General features: G+C 69.9%; 24 protein-coding genes. 18 read left to right on the plus strand and 6 right to left on the minus strand.

Annotated features, from left to right (window positions below):
* Positions 1-24 precede the first annotated feature (24 nt).
* The 7 genes from ACI2L1_RS07675 (at position 25) to ACI2L1_RS07705 (ending at position 3588) form a co-directional block, all read left to right on the plus strand.
* Positions 25-387 (plus strand): DsrE family protein, encoded by a 363-nt coding sequence (locus ACI2L1_RS07675; RefSeq protein ID WP_404738389.1) that lies wholly within the window; start codon positions 25-27, stop codon positions 385-387.
* Between the two features lie 123 nt (positions 388-510).
* Positions 511-1239 carry a DUF2993 domain-containing protein gene (locus ACI2L1_RS07680; protein WP_404738390.1) on the plus strand — a complete coding sequence of 243 codons (729 nt, stop codon included), beginning with the start codon at positions 511-513 and terminating at the stop codon, positions 1237-1239.
* Positions 1240-1440: 201 nt separating this feature from the next.
* Positions 1441-1521: an Ms5788A family Cys-rich leader peptide gene (locus ACI2L1_RS07685; RefSeq protein ID WP_350751515.1), complete on the plus strand. Its 81-nt coding sequence runs from the start codon at positions 1441-1443 to the stop codon at positions 1519-1521.
* A 118-nt stretch (positions 1522-1639) separates the two neighbouring features.
* Complete coding sequence (locus tag ACI2L1_RS07690; protein WP_404738391.1) at positions 1640-2479, plus strand: sulfurtransferase; 840 nt, start codon at positions 1640-1642, stop codon at positions 2477-2479.
* Between the two features lie 60 nt (positions 2480-2539).
* Positions 2540-2827 carry a DUF1416 domain-containing protein gene (locus tag ACI2L1_RS07695; protein WP_020122955.1) on the plus strand — a complete coding sequence of 96 codons (288 nt, stop codon included), beginning with the start codon at positions 2540-2542 and terminating at the stop codon, positions 2825-2827.
* 79 nt (positions 2828-2906) lie between these two features.
* Entirely contained in the window at positions 2907-3167 is a 261-nt protein-coding gene (locus tag ACI2L1_RS07700; RefSeq protein ID WP_355744465.1) for a DUF3099 domain-containing protein, read from the plus strand.
* Positions 3168-3177: 10 nt separating this feature from the next.
* Positions 3178-3588, plus strand: a complete 411-nt coding sequence (locus ACI2L1_RS07705; RefSeq protein WP_404738392.1) for a VOC family protein — start codon at positions 3178-3180, stop codon at positions 3586-3588.
* Between the two features lie 86 nt (positions 3589-3674).
* Here the strand turns inward: ACI2L1_RS07705 and ACI2L1_RS07710 are convergent, their stop codons facing one another.
* Genes ACI2L1_RS07710 through ACI2L1_RS07720 form a run of 3 tightly spaced genes read right to left on the minus strand, consistent with a single transcriptional unit; the run spans position 3675 to position 6282 of the window.
* Complete coding sequence (locus tag ACI2L1_RS07710) at positions 3675-5126, minus strand: hypothetical protein (RefSeq protein WP_404738393.1); 1452 nt, start codon at positions 5124-5126, stop codon at positions 3675-3677.
* Between the two features lie 2 nt (positions 5127-5128).
* Positions 5129-5383, minus strand: a complete 255-nt coding sequence (locus ACI2L1_RS07715) for a MoaD/ThiS family protein (RefSeq protein ID WP_404738394.1) — start codon at positions 5381-5383, stop codon at positions 5129-5131.
* Between the two features lie 38 nt (positions 5384-5421).
* A complete protein-coding gene (locus ACI2L1_RS07720; protein WP_404738395.1) occupies positions 5422-6282 on the minus strand; it encodes an alpha/beta hydrolase in 861 nt (286 codons plus the stop codon).
* A gap of 118 nt (positions 6283-6400) precedes the next feature.
* Here ACI2L1_RS07720 and ACI2L1_RS07725 point away from each other — a divergent pair, with 118 nt between their 5' ends.
* The 10 genes from ACI2L1_RS07725 to ACI2L1_RS07770 all read left to right on the plus strand — a co-directional run bounded on the left by ACI2L1_RS07725 (position 6401) and on the right by ACI2L1_RS07770 (position 16254).
* Positions 6401-7201, plus strand: a complete 801-nt coding sequence (locus ACI2L1_RS07725) for a response regulator transcription factor (RefSeq protein WP_404738396.1) — start codon at positions 6401-6403, stop codon at positions 7199-7201.
* Between the two features lie 118 nt (positions 7202-7319).
* Positions 7320-8342: a LacI family DNA-binding transcriptional regulator gene (locus ACI2L1_RS07730; protein WP_404738397.1), complete on the plus strand. Its 1023-nt coding sequence runs from the start codon at positions 7320-7322 to the stop codon at positions 8340-8342.
* Between the two features lie 160 nt (positions 8343-8502).
* Complete coding sequence (locus ACI2L1_RS07735) at positions 8503-9684, plus strand: S1C family serine protease (protein WP_404738398.1); 1182 nt, start codon at positions 8503-8505, stop codon at positions 9682-9684.
* Positions 9685-9715: 31 nt separating this feature from the next.
* Positions 9716-9901 (plus strand): hypothetical protein, encoded by a 186-nt coding sequence (locus ACI2L1_RS07740; RefSeq protein WP_404738399.1) that lies wholly within the window; start codon positions 9716-9718, stop codon positions 9899-9901.
* Positions 9902-10001: 100 nt separating this feature from the next.
* Positions 10002-10739 (plus strand): response regulator transcription factor, encoded by a 738-nt coding sequence (locus ACI2L1_RS07745; RefSeq protein ID WP_280858552.1) that lies wholly within the window; start codon positions 10002-10004, stop codon positions 10737-10739.
* Positions 10736-12217 (plus strand): sensor histidine kinase, encoded by a 1482-nt coding sequence (locus ACI2L1_RS07750; RefSeq protein ID WP_404738400.1) that lies wholly within the window; start codon positions 10736-10738, stop codon positions 12215-12217. Before ACI2L1_RS07745 ends, ACI2L1_RS07750 begins: the two co-directional genes overlap by 4 nt.
* Before the next feature lie 142 nt (positions 12218-12359).
* Positions 12360-12503, plus strand: a complete 144-nt coding sequence (locus ACI2L1_RS07755) for a hypothetical protein (protein ID WP_404738401.1) — start codon at positions 12360-12362, stop codon at positions 12501-12503.
* A 79-nt stretch (positions 12504-12582) separates the two neighbouring features.
* Positions 12583-14619: a pectinesterase family protein gene (locus tag ACI2L1_RS07760; RefSeq protein WP_404738402.1), complete on the plus strand. Its 2037-nt coding sequence runs from the start codon at positions 12583-12585 to the stop codon at positions 14617-14619.
* Between the two features lie 151 nt (positions 14620-14770).
* Positions 14771-15484: a response regulator transcription factor gene (locus ACI2L1_RS07765; RefSeq protein WP_404738403.1), complete on the plus strand. Its 714-nt coding sequence runs from the start codon at positions 14771-14773 to the stop codon at positions 15482-15484.
* A 122-nt stretch (positions 15485-15606) separates the two neighbouring features.
* Complete coding sequence (locus tag ACI2L1_RS07770; protein ID WP_404738404.1) at positions 15607-16254, plus strand: Uma2 family endonuclease; 648 nt, start codon at positions 15607-15609, stop codon at positions 16252-16254.
* Positions 16255-16269: 15 nt separating this feature from the next.
* On the opposite strand, the gene ACI2L1_RS07775 is transcribed toward ACI2L1_RS07770, so the two are convergent.
* From ACI2L1_RS07775 to ACI2L1_RS07785, 3 genes are all read right to left on the minus strand, one after another.
* Positions 16270-18054 carry an ABC transporter ATP-binding protein gene (locus tag ACI2L1_RS07775; protein ID WP_404738405.1) on the minus strand — a complete coding sequence of 595 codons (1785 nt, stop codon included), beginning with the start codon at positions 18052-18054 and terminating at the stop codon, positions 16270-16272.
* 886 nt (positions 18055-18940) lie between these two features.
* The gene (locus ACI2L1_RS07780) at positions 18941-20059 is read right to left on the minus strand and encodes a DUF2993 domain-containing protein (RefSeq protein ID WP_404738406.1); all 1119 of its coding nucleotides are present in this window, start codon (positions 20057-20059) and stop codon (positions 18941-18943) included.
* A 58-nt stretch (positions 20060-20117) separates the two neighbouring features.
* Positions 20118-21932: a bifunctional metallophosphatase/5'-nucleotidase gene (locus ACI2L1_RS07785; RefSeq protein ID WP_404738407.1), complete on the minus strand. Its 1815-nt coding sequence runs from the start codon at positions 21930-21932 to the stop codon at positions 20118-20120.
* A gap of 147 nt (positions 21933-22079) precedes the next feature.
* On the opposite strand from ACI2L1_RS07785, the gene mshD reads away from it, so the two are divergent.
* Positions 22080-23006, plus strand: a complete 927-nt coding sequence (gene mshD / locus ACI2L1_RS07790) for a mycothiol synthase (RefSeq protein ID WP_404738408.1) — start codon at positions 22080-22082, stop codon at positions 23004-23006.
* The last annotated feature ends 388 nt before the right edge of the window (positions 23007-23394 follow it).

The following is a 23394-nucleotide window of genomic DNA, read 5'->3' on the forward strand; positions in this document are numbered from 1 at the left end:
CCGTACGCGCACTACGCTGCCCGTATGGCGAAGAAGCTCGTGATCAAGGTGACCGCCGGGGCCGACGCCCCCGAGCGTTGTTCACAGGCGTTCACCGTGGCGGCGGTGGCCGTGGCCAGCGGGGTGGATGTGTCGCTGTGGCTGACCGGGGAGTCGGCGTGGTTCGCGCTGCCGGGGCGGGCCGCCGAGTTCGAGCTGCCGCACGCGGCCGCGCTGCCCGACCTGCTGGACTCGATCCTCGCGGGCGGGCGGCTCACCCTGTGCACGCAGTGCGCGGCCCGCCGGGACATCACGGAGAAGGACGTCATCGAGGGCGTACGGATCGCGGGCGCGCAGGTGTTCGTACAGGAGGCCTTGGCGGACGAGACGCAGGCGCTCGTCTACTGATCGGACCCGCTGCCTGTCACAGCTGGTCGACAATTTGGCGGGCGCACTACCCCGCGGGGTTAGTGTCACGCTCGACGGCCACTCGACCGTCGCCTAGACCGCCGCCCTGGGGGGACCCACCGCATGCGCGCCCTGCGAATACTTCTGATCACCGTCGTGATTCTCGGCGGGCTGTTCGTCGCCGCCGACCGTCTGGCGGTCCACTTCGCGGAGGGCGAGGTCGCGGAACGGCTGAAGACGCAGGAGGGGCTGACCACGACGCCGAGCGTGGACATCAAGGGGTTCCCGTTCCTGACCCAGGTCGCGGGCGGGGAGCTCGACAACGTCGAGGTCGGGATGGACAGTTACGACGCGGACACCGGCACCAGCGGCGGCAGCATCCGTATCGACGAGCTCAAGGCGGACATGAAGGGCGTCGCCTTCTCCGGCGACTACAGCTCCGCCACCGCGAACACCGCCACCGGCTCCGCGACCGTCACCTACGACCAGCTGCTGAAGGCCGCCAAGTCCGAGGAGACCCAGCTTCCGCTGGGCGTCACCGCCAAGGTGGTCGGGCTCTCCGACGGCGGCAGCGGGAAGATCAAGGTGGACATCGAGGTGAGCGCCCTGAAGGAGCCCGTCTCGGTGCTCGGCACGGTCTCCGTCGTCGACGGGGACACCGTCCGGGTGCGGGCCGACTCGATCCCGAGCTTCGGCAGCATCACGCTCGCCGACTCCGACGTCCGTTCGATCACCGACTTCGACCAGAAGATCGAGGGTCTGCCGGGCGGCATCAAGCTCGACAAGGTCGAGGCGGGTGCGAACGGTGTGGAGATCGCGGTGAAGGGTTCGGACGTCAAGCTGGCCGGGTAGGACGAGCCTCGGGCCGGACGCCCGTACGTCCGACAGGCGAGACGGTGACGTCCGTACCGTAGATGTGATGACGGCTACATCCGCCCGGGAACCGTGGGACCACGTCCCGGGCCCCTCTCTGGTCCCACATTCCGGACGATCGCATCTCAGCATGCGACACACCGGTGACATGCCGGTATGTCCGTCCCTACGATCGAGGTCATGAAGCGACAGGCGGATCTCACGAAGCGGCGGGCAGTAGACCTGTGCCGCGTCGCCGCCATGCTCTGTCGCCCCTTCTGAAGCGGACGGCATCGACCCCCGCATCCCCTTGCCCTGGTGTCTCGGCACTCTCAGGCATCCGTGCGCCCCGCGCACCCTTCCGCACGCCCCGCCGCAACTGCCCCGGAGGAGAAAGAGCATGAGCCGCAGCGACGTCCTGGTCGACGCCGACTGGGTCGAGGCCAACCTCGACAACGCCGACATCGCGATCGTGGAGGTGGACGAGGACACGTCCGCCTACGAGAAGAACCACATTCGCAATGCCATTCGGATCGACTGGACCAAGGACCTTCAGGACCCGGTCCGCCGTGACTTCATCGACCAGGAGGGCTTCGAGAAGCTCCTGTCGGCGAAGGGCATCGCCAACGACACGCTGGTGGTCCTCTACGGCGGCAACAACAACTGGTTCGCGTCCTACGCCTACTGGTACTTCAAGCTCTACGGCCACGAGAACGTCAAGCTTCTCGACGGCGGCCGCAAGAAGTGGGAGCTGGACGCCCGCGAGCTGGTCGAGGAGGTCCCGGTGCGGGCCGAGACGACCTACACGGCGAAGCCGCAGAACAAGGCCATCCGCGCCTTCCGCGACGACGTGGTGGCGGCCATCGGTTCGCAGAACCTGGTCGACGTCCGCTCGCCCGACGAGTTCAGCGGGAAGCTGCTCGCCCCCGCCCACCTGCCGCAGGAGCAGTCGCAGCGTCCGGGCCACGTCCCGTCGGCGCGCAACATCCCGTGGTCGAAGAACGCCAACGACGACGGCACCTTCAAGTCGGACGACGAGCTCAAGGAGCTCTACGCCGAGGAGCAGGTCGACCTCGCCAAGGACACCATCGCGTACTGCCGTATCGGTGAGCGCTCGGCCCTGACCTGGTTCGTGCTGCACGAGCTGCTCGGTGTCGAGAACGTCAAGAACTACGACGGCTCCTGGACCGAGTACGGCTCCCTGGTCGGCGTTCCGATCGAGCTCGGCGCCAACAAGTAAGCAATCCAAGTCCAACCCGACCGGCCTTCCTTCCGGTCAGACCCCTCTTTTGGAGAAGACATGTGTGGAGCGAAGGCCGGCGGCCCGGACGCCTCGACGATCAAGCCCGGTGAGACCACGATCCAGGGCCAGGTGACGCGTGACGGCGAGCCCGTGGTGGGCTACGTCCGCCTCCTGGACTCGACCGGCGAGTTCACGGCGGAGGTCCCGACCTCCGCGACGGGCCAGTTCCGCTTCTATGCGGCCGAGGGCACCTGGACCGTCCGCGCCCTGGTTCCGGGCGCCACGGCCGACCGTACGGTCGTCGCCCAGCAGGGCGGCCTCGCCGAGGTCGCGATCGCGGTCTGAGGCATCCAGCTCGACCGGAGGGCCGTACCCCTGCCTGGGGGTACGGCCCTCCGGCCTTGCCCGGCCTTACGCTGGACGTATGTTGGCGCGACGGCGGCATGTCTACTTCGCCATGATGGGCACCTGCATCGGGCTGTTCGTCCTGGCCTGGGGGGTCGTACGGCTCTGGTCGATGCCCGTCGCGGTGGGGATGTGCGTGGTGGCCATGGTGATCCCGCCGCTCGCCGCGATGGTGGCCAACCGGCGCGGGCCCGACGACCGGTGGTGGGACGACCCCTCCGGCGACCCGAAGTCCGACGAGTGGTGGGACGAGCTGGACGGGAAGAAGCGGCGGCAGTAGGAAGGCGCACATGTCTTCCTCCGCGAGGCTGTCCACCGTCGTCCTCGACACCCACGACGCGCACGAACTCGCCGCCTTCTACCAGCGCCTGCTCGGATACGTGGTGCGCGCCGAGGAACCGGACTGGGTCCTCACCGGGCCACCGCCCGGTACCGGGGGCACGTCCCTCGCCTTTCAGACCGAACCCGACTACGTCCCGCCCGTCTGGCCCACCCGGAAGCCCGGCGAGCAGCAGATGATGCTGCACCTGGACATCGAGGTGGACGGCGGCCCGGACGGCTTGGAGGCCGAGACCGCGCGGGCGGTCGCGGAAGGGGCACGCCTGGCGGACCACCAGCCCCAGGACGACGTACGGGTGCTCTACGACCCGTCCGGGCATCCCTTCTGCCTCTGGACCGAGACGCCCCGACAGACTCCCTGACCGGCCATCGCCCGGCCCAGCACGCACCGCCGGAAACGGAGCCGGAGCAGCGCACGCATCGCAGCACCCGCTCCAGGCAGGGCGCCCTAGCCGATCGCCCGGCCCAGCACGTACACCGCCGGAGCCGCCGCGGCCAGCGGCAGGGCCACGCCCGCCGTGAAGTGGACGAAGCGGGAGGGGTAGTCGTAGCTCGCGACCCGGTGGCCGATCAGCGCGCACACCGCGGCGCCCGCACCGAGGAGGGCGCCCTTGGCTCCGAGGCCCGTCATCCCGCCGACCGCGATGCCCGCGCCCGCCGCCGCGAGCAGCGAGACGACCACGGAGGCCGGGGTCGGCAGCGGCAGCGCGCGGGCCAGGACGGCGACGGCCACCGCGGCCGCGCCGACGGAGACCGCGTCCGGGTCGGCCGCGAGGTATCCGGTCGCGACGATCGCGAGTGCCGCCGAGGCGACGGTGGCCATCAGGCCGTACATCCGCTCGTCCGGGTCGGCGTGCGAGCGGAGCTGCAGCACCAGGCTGAGCAGGACCCAGACGCCGAGGGTGCCGAGGATCGCGGCGGGCCCGTTGGACCGGCCCGCCGCCAGCAGCGCCACGTCCGACACCAGCGCCCCGAGGAACGCCAGCGCGATGCCCTGCCGGGCCGGCCACATGCCGTTCAGCCGGAACCAGCCGGCCGCGGTGACGGCCTGGAGGAGGACGAGGGGCACGAGAAGGGCGTACGACCCGACGGCCGCCGTACCGGAGAGCAGCAGCCCGAGGAGCGCGGTGAGCCCGGCGGGCTGGATGCCGGGCTCGATGATCGGGGACCGGCCTTCGAGACGGGCGCGCTGGGCGTCGGTGATGCGGGAGTTACCGGCGACGGTGGCGGGGCCGTAGCCGGAGGGGGCGGATCCGGGGGCGGCGGCATGTTCTTGGGCGGCACCCGCACCCACCTGGGCGGACCCGTGACCTGCGGGTCCGGGAGCGGTCGGCGAGGAGCCGTGGCCGCCGGGGCCCGGAGTGGCCGGCGCGGAGCCGTAGGCGGTGGGTCCGGGAGCGGCCGGCGCGGAGCCGTAGGCGGCGGGTCCGGGAGCGGCCGACGCGGAGCCGTAGGCGGCGGGTCCGGGAGCGGCCGACGCAGGTCCATAGGCACCCTGACCTGGAGTTCCGGCCGCAGGGCCGTAGGGCGCGGGACCGGAAGGCGTCGGCGCGGAGCCGTAGGCGGACTGGCCGGAAGGCGTCGGCGTGGAGCCATAGGCGGACTGGCCGGACGGCGTCGGCGCGGAGCCGTACGCGGGGGGCCCCTGCCCGGGGGCGGCGGCAGCCGGCTGCTGTCCGGCGCCGTACCCCTGAGGCTCGCCCTCGTACCCCTGCTGCGGCAGGTACGCCGTCTCCGCGGGGTCCTGGACCGGCGTGTGTGCCTGGGTCTCCCAGGTCTGGCCCTGCCACTGCTGGATGTACTGCTGGGCGGCCTGCGGGTCCTCGTACCCCTGCTGGGCGTCGGCCGGCCAGCCCTGCTGCGGGTACTGGTCGTAACCCTCGTACGGCTGGTTCGTCATCGTCACCCTCCTGCGAACGGCGGGAGCACCTCGACCGTGCCGCCGTCGGCCAGCCGTACCGTCTCATGTCCGCGGGTGCCCACGGGGTCACCGTCGACGAGGAACGAGCATCGCCGCAGGACGCGCACCAGTTCACCGGGGTGGCGCTCGCGCGCCGCGTCCAGCGCCTCGGCGAGCGTGGCCGCGTCGAACGGCTCCTCGGCGAGACCGGCCGCGGACTTCGCGGCGGCCCAGTAGCGCACCGTGACCTTTGGCATCCGCTTCCTCAATCGATTCGGTGGTGTATGCCGTCAGGCTATCCGGCCGCTCCGACAGCCCAGTCCCCGATGCGGCCCAGCAGCTCGTCACCGGCCGCGTGCTCGGCGTGGCCCATGGGTTCGATCCACAGGTCGGCGTGGTCGCCGGCGGCTGCCGCGAGCATGCGCGGGTGGTCGAGGGGGAAGTAGCCGTCGCGGTCGCCGTGGACGATCAGGAGGGGGGTGGGCGCGATCCTCGGGACCGCCTCGACCGGGGAGAGGGGGACCGGGTCCCAGTCCCGGTGGTGGATGCGGGTGCGGAATCCGTAGCGGCCCACCAGACGGCCCTCGGGGCGGGTCACCAGCCAGTGGAGCCTTCGCATGGGGGCCGTACCGCGGTAGTACCAACGGGCCGGTGCACTGACCGAGACCACCGCGTCCGGGTGCGCCTCCTCGCGACCGTCGCGCGCCCGCCGGTACAGCGCCGCGTGCCGTAGCACCACCGAACCGCCCATGGAGAAGCCGACGGTCGCCACACGCGTGTGGCCGAGTTCGCGCGCCCACGCCACTGCCGCGGCAAGATCCAGCACCTCGCGGTCGCCGACCGTCGAGCGCCCGCCGGAGGCTCCGTGGCCGCGGAAGGAGAACGTGACCACGGCGCCGTACCGCGTGAACGCCTCCGCCACCCGGCGAACATGAGGACGATCCACATCGCCGGTGAAGCCGTGCGCGATCACGAACACCGGGGTACGGGAAGGTGACGCGGAAGCGTCGTATACAACGGCCGGCGGATCGTATACGGAATCGATCGTCACGCCATCGACAGTGCGCAGAAACGTCCGCATAGGTGCGGTTCTGCGCGTCTCAGAGTGCGGACGTGCGGTGGAACCCACCACACGACCTGCCGGATCGATGCTCATGTGGGCTATTCTCGTAGGAAGAGGACTCGGGCAACGCAGCCCCCGGGTCCTTTTGTGCTTTCGGATCCCCGGTATACGAAAGCTACGACCCTCGCGGGACCGAGGAGGAACCAGACGTATGAGTTCTCTGCTGCTCCTGACCAACGCCCTCCAGCCGTCGACGGAGGTGCTTCCGGCTCTCGGCCTGCTCCTGCACAACGTGCGTGTGGCCCCGGCGGAGGGCCCCGCGCTCGTCGACACTCCCGGTGCCGACGTCATCCTCATCGACGGCCGCCGTGACCTGCCCCAGGTGCGCAGCCTGTGCCAGCTGCTGCGCTCCACGGGTCCGGGCTGTCCGCTCATCCTGGTCGTGACCGAGGGCGGCCTCGCCGCCGTCACCGCCGACTGGGGCATCGACGACGTCCTTCTCGACACGGCGGGCCCGGCGGAGGTCGAGGCGCGGCTGCGCCTGGCCATGGGCCGTCAGCAGATCGTCAACGACGACTCCCCCATGGAGATCCGCAACGGCGACCTGTCGGTCGACGAGGCGACCTACAGCGCCAAGCTCAAGGGGCGGGTCCTCGACCTCACCTTCAAGGAGTTCGAGCTCCTCAAGTACCTCGCCCAGCACCCGGGCCGCGTCTTCACGCGCGCGCAGCTGCTGCAGGAGGTCTGGGGCTACGACTACTTCGGCGGCACCCGGACGGTCGACGTCCACGTACGACGGCTGCGCGCGAAGCTCGGACCCGAGCACGAGTCGCTGATCGGGACCGTCCGGAACGTCGGTTATCGATTTGTTACGCCCGAGAAGGGCGGCGTCGGCGCGGGCGACGACGCCAAGGCCAAGAGCGCCCCGTCCGGCGCTTCCGGCCAGGCAAACACGGAGGATGCGGACGACAGTGCCGCCCTGGACGCCTCCGAGGTACGGGCCGAGGCATGACGGGTTCTCCGCCTGGGCATGGCTCCCGCACCGGCGTACCTCCCGGTAGCCGTCCGCGGGGCCACAGGGCCTCCTTCACGCCCTGCCCAGAGCGGGTCCATCCGCGTAGACTCCGCGCGTGGCCAAGGTAACCAGGGATGACGTGGCGCGGCTGGCGGGGACGTCCACCGCCGTAGTGAGCTATGTCATCAACAACGGACCCCGGCCGGTCGCCCCGGCCACGCGCGAGCGTGTCCTCGCCGCGATCAAGGAGCTGGGCTACCGGCCCGACCGGGTCGCCCAGGCGATGGCGTCCCGGCGCACGGATCTCATAGGCCTGATCGTGCCGGACGCGCGCCAGCCGTTCTTCGCGGAGATGGCGCACGCGGTCGAACAGGCCGCGTCCGAGCGCGGAAAGATGGTGCTCGTCGGGAACTCCGACTACATCGGCGAGCGCGAGGTCCACTATCTGCGGGCGTTCCTGGGAATGCGGGTGTCCGGGCTGATCCTGGTCTCCCACGCCCTCAACGACAACGCCGCCGCCGAGATCGACGCGTGGGACGCCCGGGTCGTGCTGCTGCACGAGCGGCCGGAGGCGATCGACGACGTCGCCGTCGTCCTCGACGACCTCACCGGCGCGAAGACCGCCGTGGAACACCTGCTGGGGCACGGCTACCCCTACGTCGCCTGTATGGGCGGCACCGCCGACACCCCCTCGGTCGGCGACCCGGTCTCCGACCACGTCGAGGGCTGGCGGCGGGCCATGGACGAGGCCGGGCTCCCCACCGAGGGACGGCTCTTCGAGGCGCCGTACAACCGCTACGACGCGTATCAGGTGGCGCTCGGGGTGCTCTCCGGGCCCGATCGCCCGCCCGCCATCTTCTGCTCCACCGACGACCAGGCGATCGGCCTGCTGCGGGCCGCGCGTGAACTGCGTATCGACGTGCCGGGGGAACTGGCCGTCATCGGCTTCGACGACATCAAGGAAGCGGCGCTCGCGGATCCGCCGATGACGACCATCGCGTCGGACCGCTCGGCGATGGCCCGGGCCGCGGTGGACCTGGTGCTGGACGACGGGCTGCGGGTGGCCGGGTCCCGCCGGGAGCGGCTGAAGGTGTTCCCGTCGAAGCTGGTGGTGCGGCGGTCGTGCGGGTGCGAGTGACTTCCTTGCGCGTGAGTTCCTTGCGCGTGAGTTCCTGAAGACCGTCTGAGAGCGTCCGGCCGGAGGCCAGCGGCGGCTTTATATCGGGCATACGAGGTTCTGGCGGGCTTCTCAGGGAGCACTCAGGGAGCTCTCATGGTGGCGCGACAAGCTTTTTGACATGACCGAGAGCTTCCGCCGCGACGGCGAGTACGAGCAGTACGAGAACCCCCACCAGGGCGCCCAGCAGCACGCTTCCTCGCCCGTGAACCCGGAGTGGCCGCCTCCGCCGGTCCAGCCGCCCGCGCAGCCCGCCGCGACGGTTCAGCAGCCGGTCGTCGAGCCCACCACCGTGTGGCCGGGGCAGCAGGCCCAGCCCCAGCCCCAGCCCGCGGCCTTCGCCTCCGACGGTGACGGCAGCGGCGGCGGAACCGCTCTCCTCACCGCTCCCCCCGCCGAGCCCGCGGCCCCCGCGCCGAAGAAGCGCACCCGAGGCCCCCTCGCCCTTCTCGCCGCCGTCGCGATCGTCGCCGCGGCCATAGGAGGCGGCACCGCCTACGGCATCCAGGAGCTGACCGGCAACGACACGGTCACCTCCAGCAGCACCAGCACCAGCGTGGTGCCGTCCTCCGCCAAGGGCACGGTCGCCGGGGTGGCCAAGGCGGTCAGCCCGAGCATCGTCGAGATCAACGCCACCTCGAACGCCGGTGAGTCCACCGGTTCCGGCGTGATCATCACCAGCGACGGCGAGATCATCACCAACAACCACGTCATCTCCGGCGCCACCTCCATCAAGGTGAGCACCAGCGACGGCAAGTCCTACACCGCGAAGGTCGTCGGCACCGACAGCAAGAAGGACCTGGCCCTGATCAAGCTGGAGAACGCCTCCGGCCTGACCGTGGCCACCTTCGGCAACTCCGACGGCGTGCAGGTCGGCGACGAGGTCGTGGCGATCGGCTCCCCCGAGGGCCTGACCGGCACCGTCACCAGCGGCATCGTCTCGGCCCTGAACCGGGACGTGACCGTCTCGACGGACGAGAGCCAGAGCCAGGGGCAGAGCCAGGGCCAGGGCGGCGGCAGCGGCCAGTGGCCGTTCGAGTTCGGCGGCCAGCAGTTCAACGGCGACACCGGCTCCTCGACGACGACGTACAAGGCGATCCAGACCGACGCCTCGCTCAACCCGGGCAACTCCGGCGGCGCGCTGATCGACATGAACGGCAACATCATCGGCATCAACTCGGCGATGTACTCGGCCAGTTCGGACTCGTCGACGGCCGGCAGCGCGGGCCTCGGCTTCTCCATCCCGATCAACACCGTCAAGTCCGACCTGGCCACGCTGCGGGCCGGCGGCGCCGACAGCTGAAGCAGTCCTCCGAACCAGTAGGGAGTACGTCATGATCAAGCAGGTTTCGCACACGGTGGCCGGCACCGACGCGGCCGGGTTCGCCCTGGCTCTTGAGGTGGCGTACGAACTGCACCCGCCGATGACGCGGGCGCCCGAGGTGGCGTCCGTGACAGTGGCCCGGCGGGGTGTGACCGCGGGGGCCCGCAGCCGCCGCCGTAGCACCGTACGCGGCTGAACCCCCGCTCTTAACGCGCCGGCCGGGAACCATGCGAGGCTGAAAGCGTTCACTACCTTCAGCCCCCTGTTGTCCCACCGCACCCGAGGAATCCCAAGCCATGAGCCCCGCCGAAGGCGACCGTGACCCCCAGCGCATCCTGATCGTCGACGACGAGCCGGCGGTGCGCGAAGCCCTCCAGCGCAGCCTCGCCTTCGAGGGCTACGACACGGAGGTGGCCGTGGACGGCGCGGACGCGCTCGACAAGGCGACCGCGTACCAGCCCGACCTGGTCGTCCTCGACATCCAGATGCCCCGTATGGACGGCCTGACCGCCGCCCGGCGCATCCGCGGCGCGGGCGACACCACGCCCATCCTGATGCTGACGGCCCGCGACACGGTCGGCGACCGGGTCACCGGGCTCGACGCGGGCGCCGACGACTATCTGGTCAAGCCGTTCGAGCTGGACGAGTTGTTCGCCCGGGTCCGTGCGCTGCTGCGGCGCAGCTCGTACGCGGCGGCGGCCGGTGCGGGGTCCGTGGAGGACGACGAGGCGCTCACCTTCGCGGACCTCCGGATGGATCTCGCGACGCGCGAGGTCACCCGGGCGGGGCGGCCGGTGGAGCTGACCCGTACCGAGTTCACCCTGCTTGAGATGTTCATGGCCCACCCGCGGCAGGTGCTGACGAGGGAGCAGATCCTGAAGGCGGTGTGGGGCTTCGACTTCGAGCCGTCCTCCAACTCCCTGGACGTGTACGTGATGTACCTGCGCCGCAAGACGGAGGCCGGGGGCGAGCCGCGGCTCGTCCACACCGTCCGGGGCGTGGGGTATGTCCTGAGGCAGGGCGGCGCGGAGTGAACAGGGTGGTACGGCGGTACCGGTCGCTGCCGATCCGGTCCCGGCTGGCGCTGCTCGTGGCGGCGGCGGTGGCGTTCGCGGTGGCGGCGGTTTCGGTGACGTGTTGGTTCATCGTGCAGGGGAAGTTGTACGACCAGGTCGACAGCGAGCTTCAGAAGGGCGCCCAGCGTCCTGTGAACACCGCCCAGGCGGAAGCACTCCTCAGAGTGTGCCCGCAGGAGGCGACGGAGCCCACGGAGTCGAACTTCGGCGACCTCCGGGGGAGAGACAACAACTACACCCAGCTCGTCAAGGCGAACGGCAAGGCCTGCGTCTCGTCCGACTCCGCCGGTGCGGTTAAGACCACTTCCAGCGACAAGGACGTCATCAAGCGCGCCGCGACCGGCAAGGGTGTCTTCCGCAACGGCACGGACTCCGACGGGAACGATGTCCGCGTGCTGACCATCCCCTTGGTGGTCAGTCAGGGTCTGGGCTCCACGCCCCAGCTGTACCCCGACACCGCTCTGCTCATGGCAGTCCCCCTCAAGAACACTGAGAAGACCCTCAACGACCTGGCCCTGATCCTGCTGTTGGTCTCCGGCGTCGGAGTGTTCGGCGCCGGTGCCGCAGGTCTCGCCGTCGCCCGAGCCGGCCTCCGTCCCGTCGACAAGCTCACCGAAGCCGTCGAACACGTGGCCCGTACCGAGGACTTGAGCATCCGCATCCCCGTGGAGGAGGCCGCCGAGGACGAAGTCGCCCGGCTCTCCCGGTCCTTCAACTCGATGACGACCTCCCTCGCCAACTCCCGCGAGCTCCAGCAGCAGCTGATCGCCGACGCCGGTCACGAGCTCCGCACCCCCCTCACCTCCCTCCGCACCAACATCGAGCTCCTCACCCGCAGCGAGGAGACCGGCCGTCCCATCCCCGAGGCCGACCGCAAGGCACTGCTCGCCTCCGTGAAGGCGCAGATGACCGAACTGGCCGCCCTCATAGGCGACTTGCAGGAGCTGTCGAGGTCCGAGGGCCAGCGCGGTGAACGCGTGCAGGTGGTGTCCCTGGAAGACACCGTCGAGGCGGCCCTGCACAGGGCACGTCTGCGCGGACCGGAGCTGACCATCAACGCCTCGCTGGAGCCCTGGTACACGCGAGCCGAACCGGCCGCCCTGGAGCGTGCGGTGGTCAACATCCTCGACAACGCGGTGAAGTTCAGCCCCGAGGGCAGCACCATCGACGTCCAGCTCAGCGACGGCGTCCTGACCGTCCGCGACCACGGGCCCGGCATCCCCGCCGAGGAACTCCCCCACGTCTTCGACCGCTTCTGGCGCTCCCCCAGCGCCCGCGCCCTGCCCGGCTCCGGCCTCGGCCTGTCCATCGTCGCCCGCACGGTCCAGCAGTCCGGCGGCGAGGTCAACCTCGGTCACGCCGAAGGCGGCGGCACGATCGTGACCGTACGACTGCCGGGGGCGCCGACTCCGCCACCGGAGAGCCCGGCCCCGTAAGCGGTCATCCGTACGTCGACTCGGGGCGTCGATCCCGGGAACACCGACGTCATGCTGCACCGGCTGTGCGGTCAGGAGACCAGCCTGACCGGGGTCCATGGCGCCTGCGGGACGTGTTCGGGCTGTGGAAGCCCGCTGGGCCGTGGGCACCGTTCCGCGGAAGTCGATCTACTCGTACGGCTACTACATCGACGGGGTCTCCGACAGGCTCCTGCCCGACGGCCGGCCGGGCGGCCGCGAGGACCAGTGGCAGGAGGACCTCGACCCGAAGACCTGTGCGAAGTAGGCGCGTTCTGACGGCAACCTTCCGGGCGGGGGCGGCGACTGCACTGCGGTCCCTAGCCCCGCACGGAACGGATGCCCCCATGGCCCAGCATCGTCGACGCCGAACCACCGCTCTCGCCCTCGGTGTTCCGATCGCCCTGACGGCCGCAGGAGGTCTGGCCTACGGCCTGCTTCCGGGCGGTCAGCCCAAGGCGTCCGCAGCGAGCACCGCCGTACCCGCCTGGGCCACCGCCACCGCGGACGGTTTCGCCTCCGTCAACGCGCTCGGCCAGAACGGGACTTACGGCGGCCGGGACGGTCAGATCGTCACCGTGAAGACGCTCGCCGACCTGGAGAAGTACGCGACGGCCGCCGAGCCGTACGTCATCGTCGTCGCCGCCACCATCAACATGGATCCCGTCGGGAAAGAGATCAAGGTCCAGTCGAACAAGACCATCGTCGGGTCCGGGACCTCCGGGCAGATCGTCGGCGGTGGGTTCTTCCTCGGGGCCGGCGTCCACAACGTCATCATCCGGAATCTGACCATTCGCGATGCTTACCAAGGCGTCTGGAACGACAAGGAGCACGACTTCGACGCCATCCAGATGGATGGGGCACATCATGTCTGGATCGACCACAACGACCTTCGGCACATGGCCGACGGGCTCATCGACGTCCGCAAGGACAGCACGTACGTGACGGTCTCCTGGAACAAGCTCAGCCAGGACAACAAGGCCTTCGGCATCGGCTGGACGGAGAACGTCGTCACCGACATCACCATCCACCACAACTGGATCCGCGAGACCGAGCAGCGGAATCCGTCGACGGACAACGCGGCCCACGCGCACCTCTACAACAACTTCCTGGAGGACGTGGCCGGGACGGACATCAACTCCTCCTACGGCAACTACTCGCGCGGCGCGACGAAGATGGTCCTGGAGAACTCCTACTTCCAGGGCATCACGAACCCCGTCATCAAGGACAGCACCGCGACCATCGTCCAGAAGGGCAACACGTTCGTCGGCACGAGCGGGCGCAACGAGAGCGGGGGTACGGCCTTCGATCCGAAGACGTACTACGCGTACACACTCGACGCCACCGCCAATGTGCCCTCGCTCCTCAAGTCCGGTGCGGGGCCCCGTAGTTCCATCGGTACGACCGCCGCCACCACCAAAGCGGCGGCCACCACCCTCACCGTCGCCAAGGACGGCAGCGGGCAGTACTCGACCGTGCAGGCCGCGGTGAACGCCGTACCGGCGAACAACGCCTCCCGGGTGGTGATCCAGGTCAAGCCGGGGACGTACCGCGAGCTGGTCAAGGTCCCCTCCAACAAGCCGCACGTCACCATCCAGGGCACGGGCACCAGCCGTAAGGACACGGTGATCGTCTACAACAACGCGTCGGGGACGCAGAAGCCGGACGGATCGGGGACGTACGGCACCGGCGGCAGCGCCACCGTCGCCGTGGACGCCGACGACTTCCAGGCGCGCAACCTGACCATCTCCAACGACTTCGACGAGGCCGCCCACACGGACATCGCCCAGCAGGCCGTCGCCCTGCGCACCAGCGCCGACAAGGTGTTCCTCGACGGCGTCATCGTCAGCGGCGACCAGGACACGCTGCTCGTGGACACCGCGGCCAAGGAGAAGCTGGGCCGGGTCTACATGACCAACTCCTACGTCGTCGGCAACGTCGACTTCATCTTCGGGCGGGCGACCGCGGTGATCGACAAGTCCGTCATCACGTTGAAGAAGCGCTATGACGGCACCTCGGCGGGATTCGTCACCGCGCCCAGCACGGCCGCGGACCGCAAGGGCTTCCTGATCGCCAACTCCACCGTCAACGGTGACGTCTCCGCCGCGAGCTTCTACCTCGGCCGCCCCTGGCACGCCGGCGGCGACGCGACGCTCGACCCGCAGACCACGGTCCGCAACACGTCGTTGAGCGCCGCGATCAAGTCCACGCCGTGGACCGACATGAGCGGCTACTCCTGGAAGGACGACCGGTTCGCGGAGTACAAGAACACCGGCGCGGGCTCGGGTGCCGCCTCGACGAACCGGCCGCAGCTGACGGATGCGCAGGCCGCGGGACAGGAGGTCGCCGACTGGCTGGGCGACTGGACGCCGACCGCGTCCTGATCTGCCGGCGCGGATCCTGAGGGCGGCGGAGCCGTTCTGACCGGGCCGGTGGGGCCGGTGGGGCCGGTCAGGCAGCGGCAGGCGTCGGCCCCCAGCTCAGCCACATCCCGCTGCCAGGTCCACCACAGCGCTCCACTCCAGTGTTGGCGGGATGGCGGAGAAGATTCTGCTGGCCGACGACGACGAGGACGTTCGGGAGGGTCTCGGCCGGCTGCTCAGATTCGAGGGGTACGAGACCGTGCTCGCCGGGGACGGCCGGACCGCTCTGGACCTCGCGGGTGTCACCGACACGGGCGGGGGCGGTGCCCCCGATCTCGTGCTGATGGACGTCTCCATGCCCGGCCTCGACGGCCTGGCCGCGACCCGCAGGATCCGCGCCTCCGGCTCCACGGTCCCCATCCTGATGATCACGGGCCGGGACGCGGTGGGCGACCGTATCGTCGCCCTGGACAACGGCGCCGACGGTTACCTGATGAAACCGTTCGCCCCGGAGGAACTACTCGCCCGGGTCCGCGCGCTGCTGCGCCGCACCGCCCGCCGGCCTGCCCCGGCCGCCGCTCCGCGGAACCGGCTGACCTTCGACGACGTCACCGTCGACCTCCGCACCCGCACGGTCACCCGTGGCGGCTGCCCCCTCGACCTCACCAGGACCGAGTTCGCCCTCCTCGTCCATCTGATGCGCCACCCCGGCAAGGTCCTCAGCCGCAACCAGCTCCTCAAGGAGGTCTGGGGCTTCGACTTCGAACCGTCCTCCAACACGCTCGACGTGTACGTGATGTACGTCCGCCGGAAACTGGAGAGCCGCGGCGAACGCCGGATCGTCCAGACGGTTCGGGGCATGGGCTACAGCCTGCGCATCGGGTGAGCCTCGCTCGAACGGGTGAACAGGGGTTGTTCTCGCTGGTCAGCCGTGCAGCCCTGCCTACGGTGATCGCGTTGCTTGTGCCCCGCGCACACCCAGCCCACACTTGATGAGGAGGTGCTCCCTTGACCGCTCTCGCGCATGAGAGGCCTAAGACCATGTCCGAGGCTCAGCCCGAATCCTTGAACGGACCCGACCTGGACGAGGTCCTGTGGCAGGCATGGAAGGCCATGGAACTCCCCGAGGGCTACCGCGCTGAGATCATCGAGGGAGCCATCGAGGTGTCGCCGACCGGTCGTTTTGCCCATGCCCAGATTGTCAATCGTCTCCGGGACGCCCTTGCGATCCATCTGAAGGACAGCGAGCACGGCGCCTGGAACGACACCAACCTGATCCACTCGCGCAAGGCATGGATTCCGGACGGGTTCGTGGCTCCTCGCGACACAGAACTGATCGAGGATGAGGAGGGCCTCGGTATCAAGGCCTCCGCAGTGGCAGTCGTCGTCGAAGTCGTCTCCCCCGGCAAGCGCAACCAGGACCGCGACCGTGTCAAGAAGCGCCGCGAGTACGCCCGCGCCGGCATCCCGGTCTACGTCCTCATCGACGACCACGACGGTCAGGGCGCCGTCACCCTCTTCACCGGCCCCCGTCCCGAAAAGGCCGACTGGGAGGACATCCACCGTGTCCCCTACGGCACCGAGGTCACGATCCCCGAAGGCCCCGCCAAGGGCTTCGTGATCGGTGGGGGGATCACGGGGCCCAAGCGGGGCTGAGGGGGCCGGGTTCGATCAGCGACGCAGGATCATCGTGTCGTCCGGCAGCTTCCGCAGGATCATCGTGTCCTCCGGGAGCGGGCCGAGGAGGCGGGCGTAGGAGCCCCGGCGGGCCACCAGTTCGGCGTGCGTTCCCGCCTCCACCAACCGGCCGTTGTCGACCACCAGGATCCGGTCCGCGTCCGGGGCCAGGCTCAGATCGTGGGTGATCATGATGGTCGTACGGCCGGACATCAGACGGCGCAGGGGCTGGACCACCTGACGGGCGGCCACCGAGTCGAGACCCGCGGTCGGTTCGTCGAGGATCAGGACGGGCGCGGCACGGAGCATCGCGCGGGCGATGGTGATCCGCTTGAGCTGGCCGCCGGACAGGGCCGCCGTGCCGGGGGCGATCTCGGTGTCGTAACCCTCGGGCAGGGCGGTGATGAAGTCGTGGGCCGCGGCCGCGCGGGCCGCCTGCTCGATCTCCTCGTCGCTCGCGCCCGGCCGGCCCGTCTCGATGTTCTCGCGGATCGTGCCGTTGAGGATCAGCGTCTCCTGCGGGAGCAACGCGATCTGCTCGCGCAGGAACTCCAGGTTCATGTGCGTGAGCGGGACGCCGTCCAGGGTGATCACGCCCGCTGCGGGGTCGTAGAAGCGGGTCAGGAGCTTGGACAGGGTGGACTTGCCGGCACCGCTCGGGCCCGTGATGATCACCAGCTCGCCGGGCGCTGCCGCGAAGGACACGTCCGTGAGGGAGTCGCGGTGCGCGGTCGGGTAGCGGAAGCCCACGCCGTGGAAGCCGACCCAGCCGCGGACCGGCCAGGCGGGGACGGGTTCGGCCGGGTCGCCGACCGACGGTTTCGCGTCCAGGATCTCGTTCAGGCGCTGGGCGCCCGCGGTGGCCGCCGTGAGGGTCAGGCCGAGCTGGCCGAGGTTGCGGACCGGCGGGTACAGATAGCCGATGAAGGCGGCGAAGGCGAGGAGCTGACCGAGGGTCATACGGTCTGCCGAGATCTCCCAGACGCCCAGGCCGATCACGGAGAGCACGCAGAGCGTCTCGACGACCTCGACGAACTGCTCGTACATCTCGCTCAACCGTGCTCCGCGCACCGACGCCTTCATCCAGGCGCGGGCCTCGCGGTCGAGGCGCTTCTCCTCGTCGCGGCGGCGGTTGTACGCCTGGGTCAGCACGACGTTGCCGAGCGACTCCTCCACCACCGAGGTGATCGCGCCGTCCGCGACCCGCTCGTCCTGCGAGGCCTCCTTGATACGGCCGGAGAAGCGGCGGGCGGCGAACAGGAACAGGGGCGCGAGGACGAAGGTGGCAAGGGCCAGGTCCCAGCGCAGGTACAGGGCGGCCGCCGAGTAGAAGACGGCCGAGAAGGCGGCGGCGACGGTGCCGACGACACCGGACACGACCATCTGCTCGATGGCCTCGACGTCACCGGTGAGGCGTTCGACCAGGTCGCCCTGGCGGTGCTTCTGGAAGAAGTGCGGGGGCAGGTCCTGGATGTGCCGGAAGACCTTCGCGCGCAGTCTGAGGACGAATCTCTCGGCGGTCCAGGTCGCGAGCGAGTTGCCGAAGTAGCCGACGAGCGCGCCGAGTGCGGCCACGCCCAGCCAGGCGCCGGCCGGGCCCCAGAAGGCGGAGAGCGAACCGGCCTTCAGGGCGGTGTCGGTGAGCTCCGCGAACAGCAGGATCGCGGCGGTCTCGGCGAGCGCGGACACCACCACGCACGCGACGATCGCCGCCAGCCACTTGCGGTCGCCGCGGGTCAGCGGCCAGAAACGGCGGAAGGCCTCGCGGACTTCCCTCATGACGACTCCCTTTCGGTACGGCGGTCGCGGTGGACGTGGCGGTCACGGCGGTCGCGGGTCGGCGGACAGGGCCGAGGCGGGGCCCCCGGCGCGAGACGCGCTCGCTAACCGGTGGCCCCGCCTCGTGGCGTTGTGCCTCAGCCCTTGTGGGCGATCGGGCGGCGCTTCGGGGCGGCCTTCTTCGCGGGCTTCTTCTTCGGCGCCGGGGCGGGCTTGCGGGTCTTCTTCACCGGGGCGATCTTGTGGAAGCTCATGTCTGAATCCCTCACTGTCCTGGTTCTGCAACAGTCTCTCTACCGATCTGCTGCAACTGCCTATGAATGAATTTGATTTACTTCAGTGAATTCTGTGTCAGCCCTTGTGGGCGATCGGGCGGCGCTTCGGAGCGGGCTTCTTCGCGGGCTTCTTCTTCGGCGCCGGGGCGGGCTTGGCGGCCTTCTTGACGGGGACGATCTTGTGGAAGCTCATGGTCATGTCCTTCTTTCGGAGGGTCTTCGGAGGGTCTTCGGAGGGTTTTAGCCGGTGCTTACTTCTGGCCGACCGGGCGACGCTTCGGCGTGTGCTTCTTCGGCTGGGCCTTCTTGGGGGCCGGGGCGGGCTTGCGGGTCTTCTTCACCGGGGCGATCTTGTGGAAGCTCATCATGCTCTCCTTTGCGTTTGCGTCGTTCGCTTTCGACATGGAAAACACTACGGCATTTCCGCCGCCGAAAAGGCCGATCCGCCTTAGACCTCAATAAGATTGGATGTGCAGCGCCTGAGAATCAAAAGTTTCTGCTGCCACTCGGAACCAATGCCGGGCTGACACAGAACTTAAGGGCGGACATCTACGGACCTTCTACAGCCTTCTACGGCCTTCTGCGGCCTTCTGCGGCCTTCTACGGACCTTCTACGGCCCGACCGCCAGCCCCGAGCCCTCGACCCGCACTCTGATGCCGTCCCTCTCCACCCGTACGTCCCGCAGGCGCAGATCGCCGCTCGGCGGTTCGGGCAGCTGGAAGCCGAGGGAGAGCCGGTCGGCCAGGACCGGGCGGGTCAGCCGGGAGAGCGCGTCGAGGAGCGCCGGGTCCAGGCCCAGCCGGTCCAGGAGCTCCGGGTGGGCCAGGGCGAGGTCGAGGAGGTTGAGGCGCATGGCCTGCCGTACGAACTCCGGGCGGCCGGTCAGGCGGGCCAGCGCGGTGTCGGAGCGCTGGGCCTCGCGCACGGTGGAGCCGGGCACACCCAGCGCGCGCACCACGGACGGCACCGCCAGCACGGCACGGGCCTTGCGCGTCTCACGGGAAAGGGCGTCGGCGGACTGTCGGGTCAGATGCAGGCCCTCCGAGGCACGGCTGCCCGGCCGGTAGGTCGCCAGGTCCCCGATGTCCAGGCGCATCCCGCCGATCCGGGTGTCGACCCCCCGCTCCCCGTCCCGCGCCACCCGCACATCGGCACGCAGCCGCAGATCGTGCCCGGCGACCGGCAGGGTGCCGCGCACCGCGACCCGGCCGGGGCCGGCTCCCGTGAACGTCACCTGGGAAGCGCCGAGTTCACGGTTCATGTCGGCGAAGGAGAGCAGGGCATCACCGTTCAGCCGAGGAACGCGCGCCCCGCGCACGGACGTCGGTCCGTCGCCGTCGAGCCGTATGTCATGGGCCGTCGCCGACACCGCGGCCAGCGTGACCCGGTCGGCCGCCACGTCCGGGACGGTCACCTTCACCGAGTCCAGGCGCCGGTCCACGAGTTGGGGCAGGAAGGGGAAGCCGTCGATCTCCACCTCGGGCGCCGCGGTCAGCCGTAGCCGCTGCTTGAGGGTGTCCGCGGCCTGGTGCTCGGCGTAGAGGACGGCCCAGCGGTCGGCGAGGGTGAGGAAGGCGGCGAGCACGGCCAGGGTGACGGCCGCCTTCAGTGCGAAACGGCCCCGCCGAGGCCGCCGTTGAGCTCGGCGGTGGTTCGGCGGGGCCGGTGGTTCAGGTTCTGCCTGGTAGTTCGGGTAGGGATGCGTCGAGAGGTGATGGGGGGAACGCATCGATCCATCCGATCATGCGTGGGCCCCCCACCCGCAACCTCTGCCCGGGGTATGCGACTCAGCTCACGATCGTGATCCGGTTCGCCACCGGCGGCGCGATCGGGCCGCTCGCCGACGAGTTGGCCGTCAGGTACTCCACGAGAGCGGCGAGGTCGTCGCCGCCGACGAGGTCGTCGGTGCCCTGGCCCAGCGTGGTGAAGCCGTCGCCGCCGCCCGCGAGGAAGCTGTTGGTGGCGATGCGGTAGGTGGCCGCCGGGTCGACGGCCGTGCCGTTCAGCTTCACGGAGTCGACGACGATCCGCTCCGCGCCGGTCTTCGTCAGGTCCAGCGTGTAGGTGAGGTTCGCCGACGGCAGCAGGACCTTCGGCGAGGCCGCGTTCGTCCCGCTCACCTGCTCCTGGAGCACCTTGATCAGCTGGGCCCCGGTGAAGTCCTGGAGGTTCACGGTGTTGGAGAAGGGCTGCACGGTGAAGCCCTCGGCGTACGTCACCACGCCGTCGCCTTCGGTCCCCTTGGCCGCGTAGGTCAGGCCGGCCCGGACCCCGCCCGGGTTCATCAGCGCGAGGTCGGTCTCGGGGTCGAGCTCCTTGCCGTACGCGAGTTGGGCGTCGGCGATCAGGTCGCCCATCGGGGACTCGGTGCCGGTGCTCGGGACGTCGGCCGAGATGTAGCCGATCGCGCGGTTGCCGATGGGCGCCGCGAGGGTGTTCCACCTGGTGACCAGCTCGGTCATGTCGGGCGCCTTGGCGACGGTCCGGGTGACCACGTGGTTCGCCGACTCCACGGAAGTACGGGCGATGTCGCCGGTGAAGCGGTCGTACGTCAGCGTCGTGTCCGTGTAGAGCCGGCCGAAGGACGCGGCCGAGGTGACCATGCGGGGGTTGCCCGCCGGGTCGTCGATCGTGCACACATAGGCCGCGTGGGTGTGGCCGGTGACCAGCGCGTCCACGGACGGCGAGATGTTCTTCGCGATGTCGACGATCGGGCCGGAGATACCGTCGCCCGCGCCGGGCGCGTCACAGTCGTAGTTGTACGAGGCCGAAGCGGGCGCCCCGCCTTCGTGGATGAGGGCCACGATCGACTTCACGCCCTGCTTCTGGAGCACGCGGGCGTACTTGTTGATCGTCTCGACCTCGTCCTTGAACTTCAGACCTTTGACGCCCTCGGCGGAGACCACACCCGGGGTGTCCTCCAGGGTGACGCCGATGAAGCCGACCTTGACGTCCTTCTTCTTCCACACCCAGTACGGCTTGAGGATCGGCTTGCCGGTCTTCTCGTCCAGCACGTTGGCCGCGAGGTAGGGGAAGTCGGCGCCCTTGAACTTCTTGTCCGAGTAGCAGCCGGCGGTCGGGTGACAGCCGCCGTTCTGAAGCCGTGCGAGCTCGACAGCGCCCTCGTCGAACTCGTGGTTGCCGACGCTCGTGACGTCCAGGTCGAGCTTGTTCAGCGCCTCGATGGTGGGCTCGTCGTGGAAGAGACCCGAGATGAGCGGAGACGCGCCCACCATGTCGCCACCGGCTGCGGTGACGGAGTACGCGTTGCCCTTACGGGCCTCGCGCAGGTGCGTGGCGAGGTACTCGACGCCCCCCGCGTCGATGGTCTTCGTCGTCCCGTCGGCCTGGAGCTCGGTGACCCGGCCGGAGGAGCCTGACGGGGGCTCCAGGTTGCCGTGCAGGTCGTTGAAGGACAGGAGTTGGACGTCCTGGTAGCGGCTGGGCAGCGGCTTGCCGTGCTTGCTGTCATACGCTCCGGCCGGCAGCGCGGCGGCGAGGGCTCCGACGGTGGCGAGACCGGCGGCCGCGGCGACCAGACGGTACGTACGACGTCTGCGACGGCCGGCGTCCGACTGGTGCCGCTGGGAAATGGCTGGCATACGCCCCCCTGTGTTCCGGATGTGAGAGTGGCCCCGTTCCCGGCGCAGCCTAGGGTCAACGCGCGTAGCGCGACAGGGGTTTCCTGGTTACATCCTGGTTGCTTCTTTGCCGCCGCTTTGCCCGGACCTCCCCTTACCCTCGTAGCCATGACCAGCGACGACATCGCACGCCCCGGTATCTCCCGCTCCATCGAGACCCTTTCGGCGCTCTCCCCGCAGCAGACCGAGGTCGTCCTCGGGCTCCTCGCCGAGGCCGCGCAGGCAGACGGCCAGCAAGCGGTGTCCGAACAGGGCCGGTTGCAGCTGCGGGGCGGCGCCCGTGAAGGCGTGTCCCATCTGCTCCTGAGTGTCGGTGACGAACTGGTCGGCTACGCCCAGTTGGAGGACACCGACCTGGTGGAGGCGCCGGCGGCGGAGCTGGTCATCCACCCGGCCCAGCGCGGCCGCGGCCACGGCCGTGCCCTGGGTTCGGCCCTGCTCGCCGCCTCCGGCAAGCGGCTGCGGGTGTGGGCCCACGGCGGCCACAGCGCCGCCCGCCATCTCGCCCAGGTCCTGGGCCTGACCCTCTTCCGTGAGCTACGGCAGATGCGGCGCCCTTTGACCGGCCTGGAGCTGCCCGACCCGGTGCTGCCGGAGGGCGTGACGGTACGGACCTTCGTCCCCGGCGAGGACGACACGGCCTGGCTCGCGGTGAACGCGGCCGCCTTCGCCCACCATCCCGAACAGGGTTCCCTGACCCAGCGCGACCTCGACGACCGCAAGGCCCAGCCCTGGTTCGACCCCGAGGGCTTCTTCCTGGCCTTCCATGAGGGCGAGTTGGTCGGCTTCCACTGGACCAAGGTCCATGCGGACGAACAGCTCGGCGAGGTCTACGTCCTCGGCGTCCGCCCCGGCACCCAGGGCGGCGGACTCGGCAAGGCCCTCACGACGATCGGCCTGCGCCACCTCGCCGGTCAGGGACTGCCGACGGCGATGCTGTACGTCGACGCCGACAACAAGGCGGCGGTGTCGGTGTACGAACGGCTCGGCTTCACGACGTACGAGACGGACCTGATGTACCGCACGGAGACGTGACGCCGCGCTGGCCTGGGCGGAGCGGGCCGGCCAGGCATGCCGCTCAGGTGGGCGGGAGGCGCAAGGTGTCTGCCCGAGCGGGGACGGGGTGGAACAGCGGGCCGACCAGGCAGCCGCGGGCCGGAGCGCCGTGCGGGTCCGGCCGAGGCACCGCCCGGGTCAGGCAAACGACATGCGGGGCACATGCCGACCCCGGGTCAGGCAGACGACGTGCCAGGGCCACCGCGCCGGTCCGGCCAAGGCACCGCCCAGGTCAGGCAAACGACATGCGGGACGCCATGCCGACCCCGAGTCAGGCAGACGACGTGCCAGGGCCACCGCGCCGGTCCGGCCAAGGCACCGCCCAGGTCAGGCAAACGACATGCGGGACGCCATGCCGACCCCGAGT

The sequence above is a fragment of the Streptomyces sp. NPDC019531 genome (assembly GCF_044903305.1).
GTDB lineage: Bacteria > Actinomycetota > Actinomycetes > Streptomycetales > Streptomycetaceae > Streptomyces.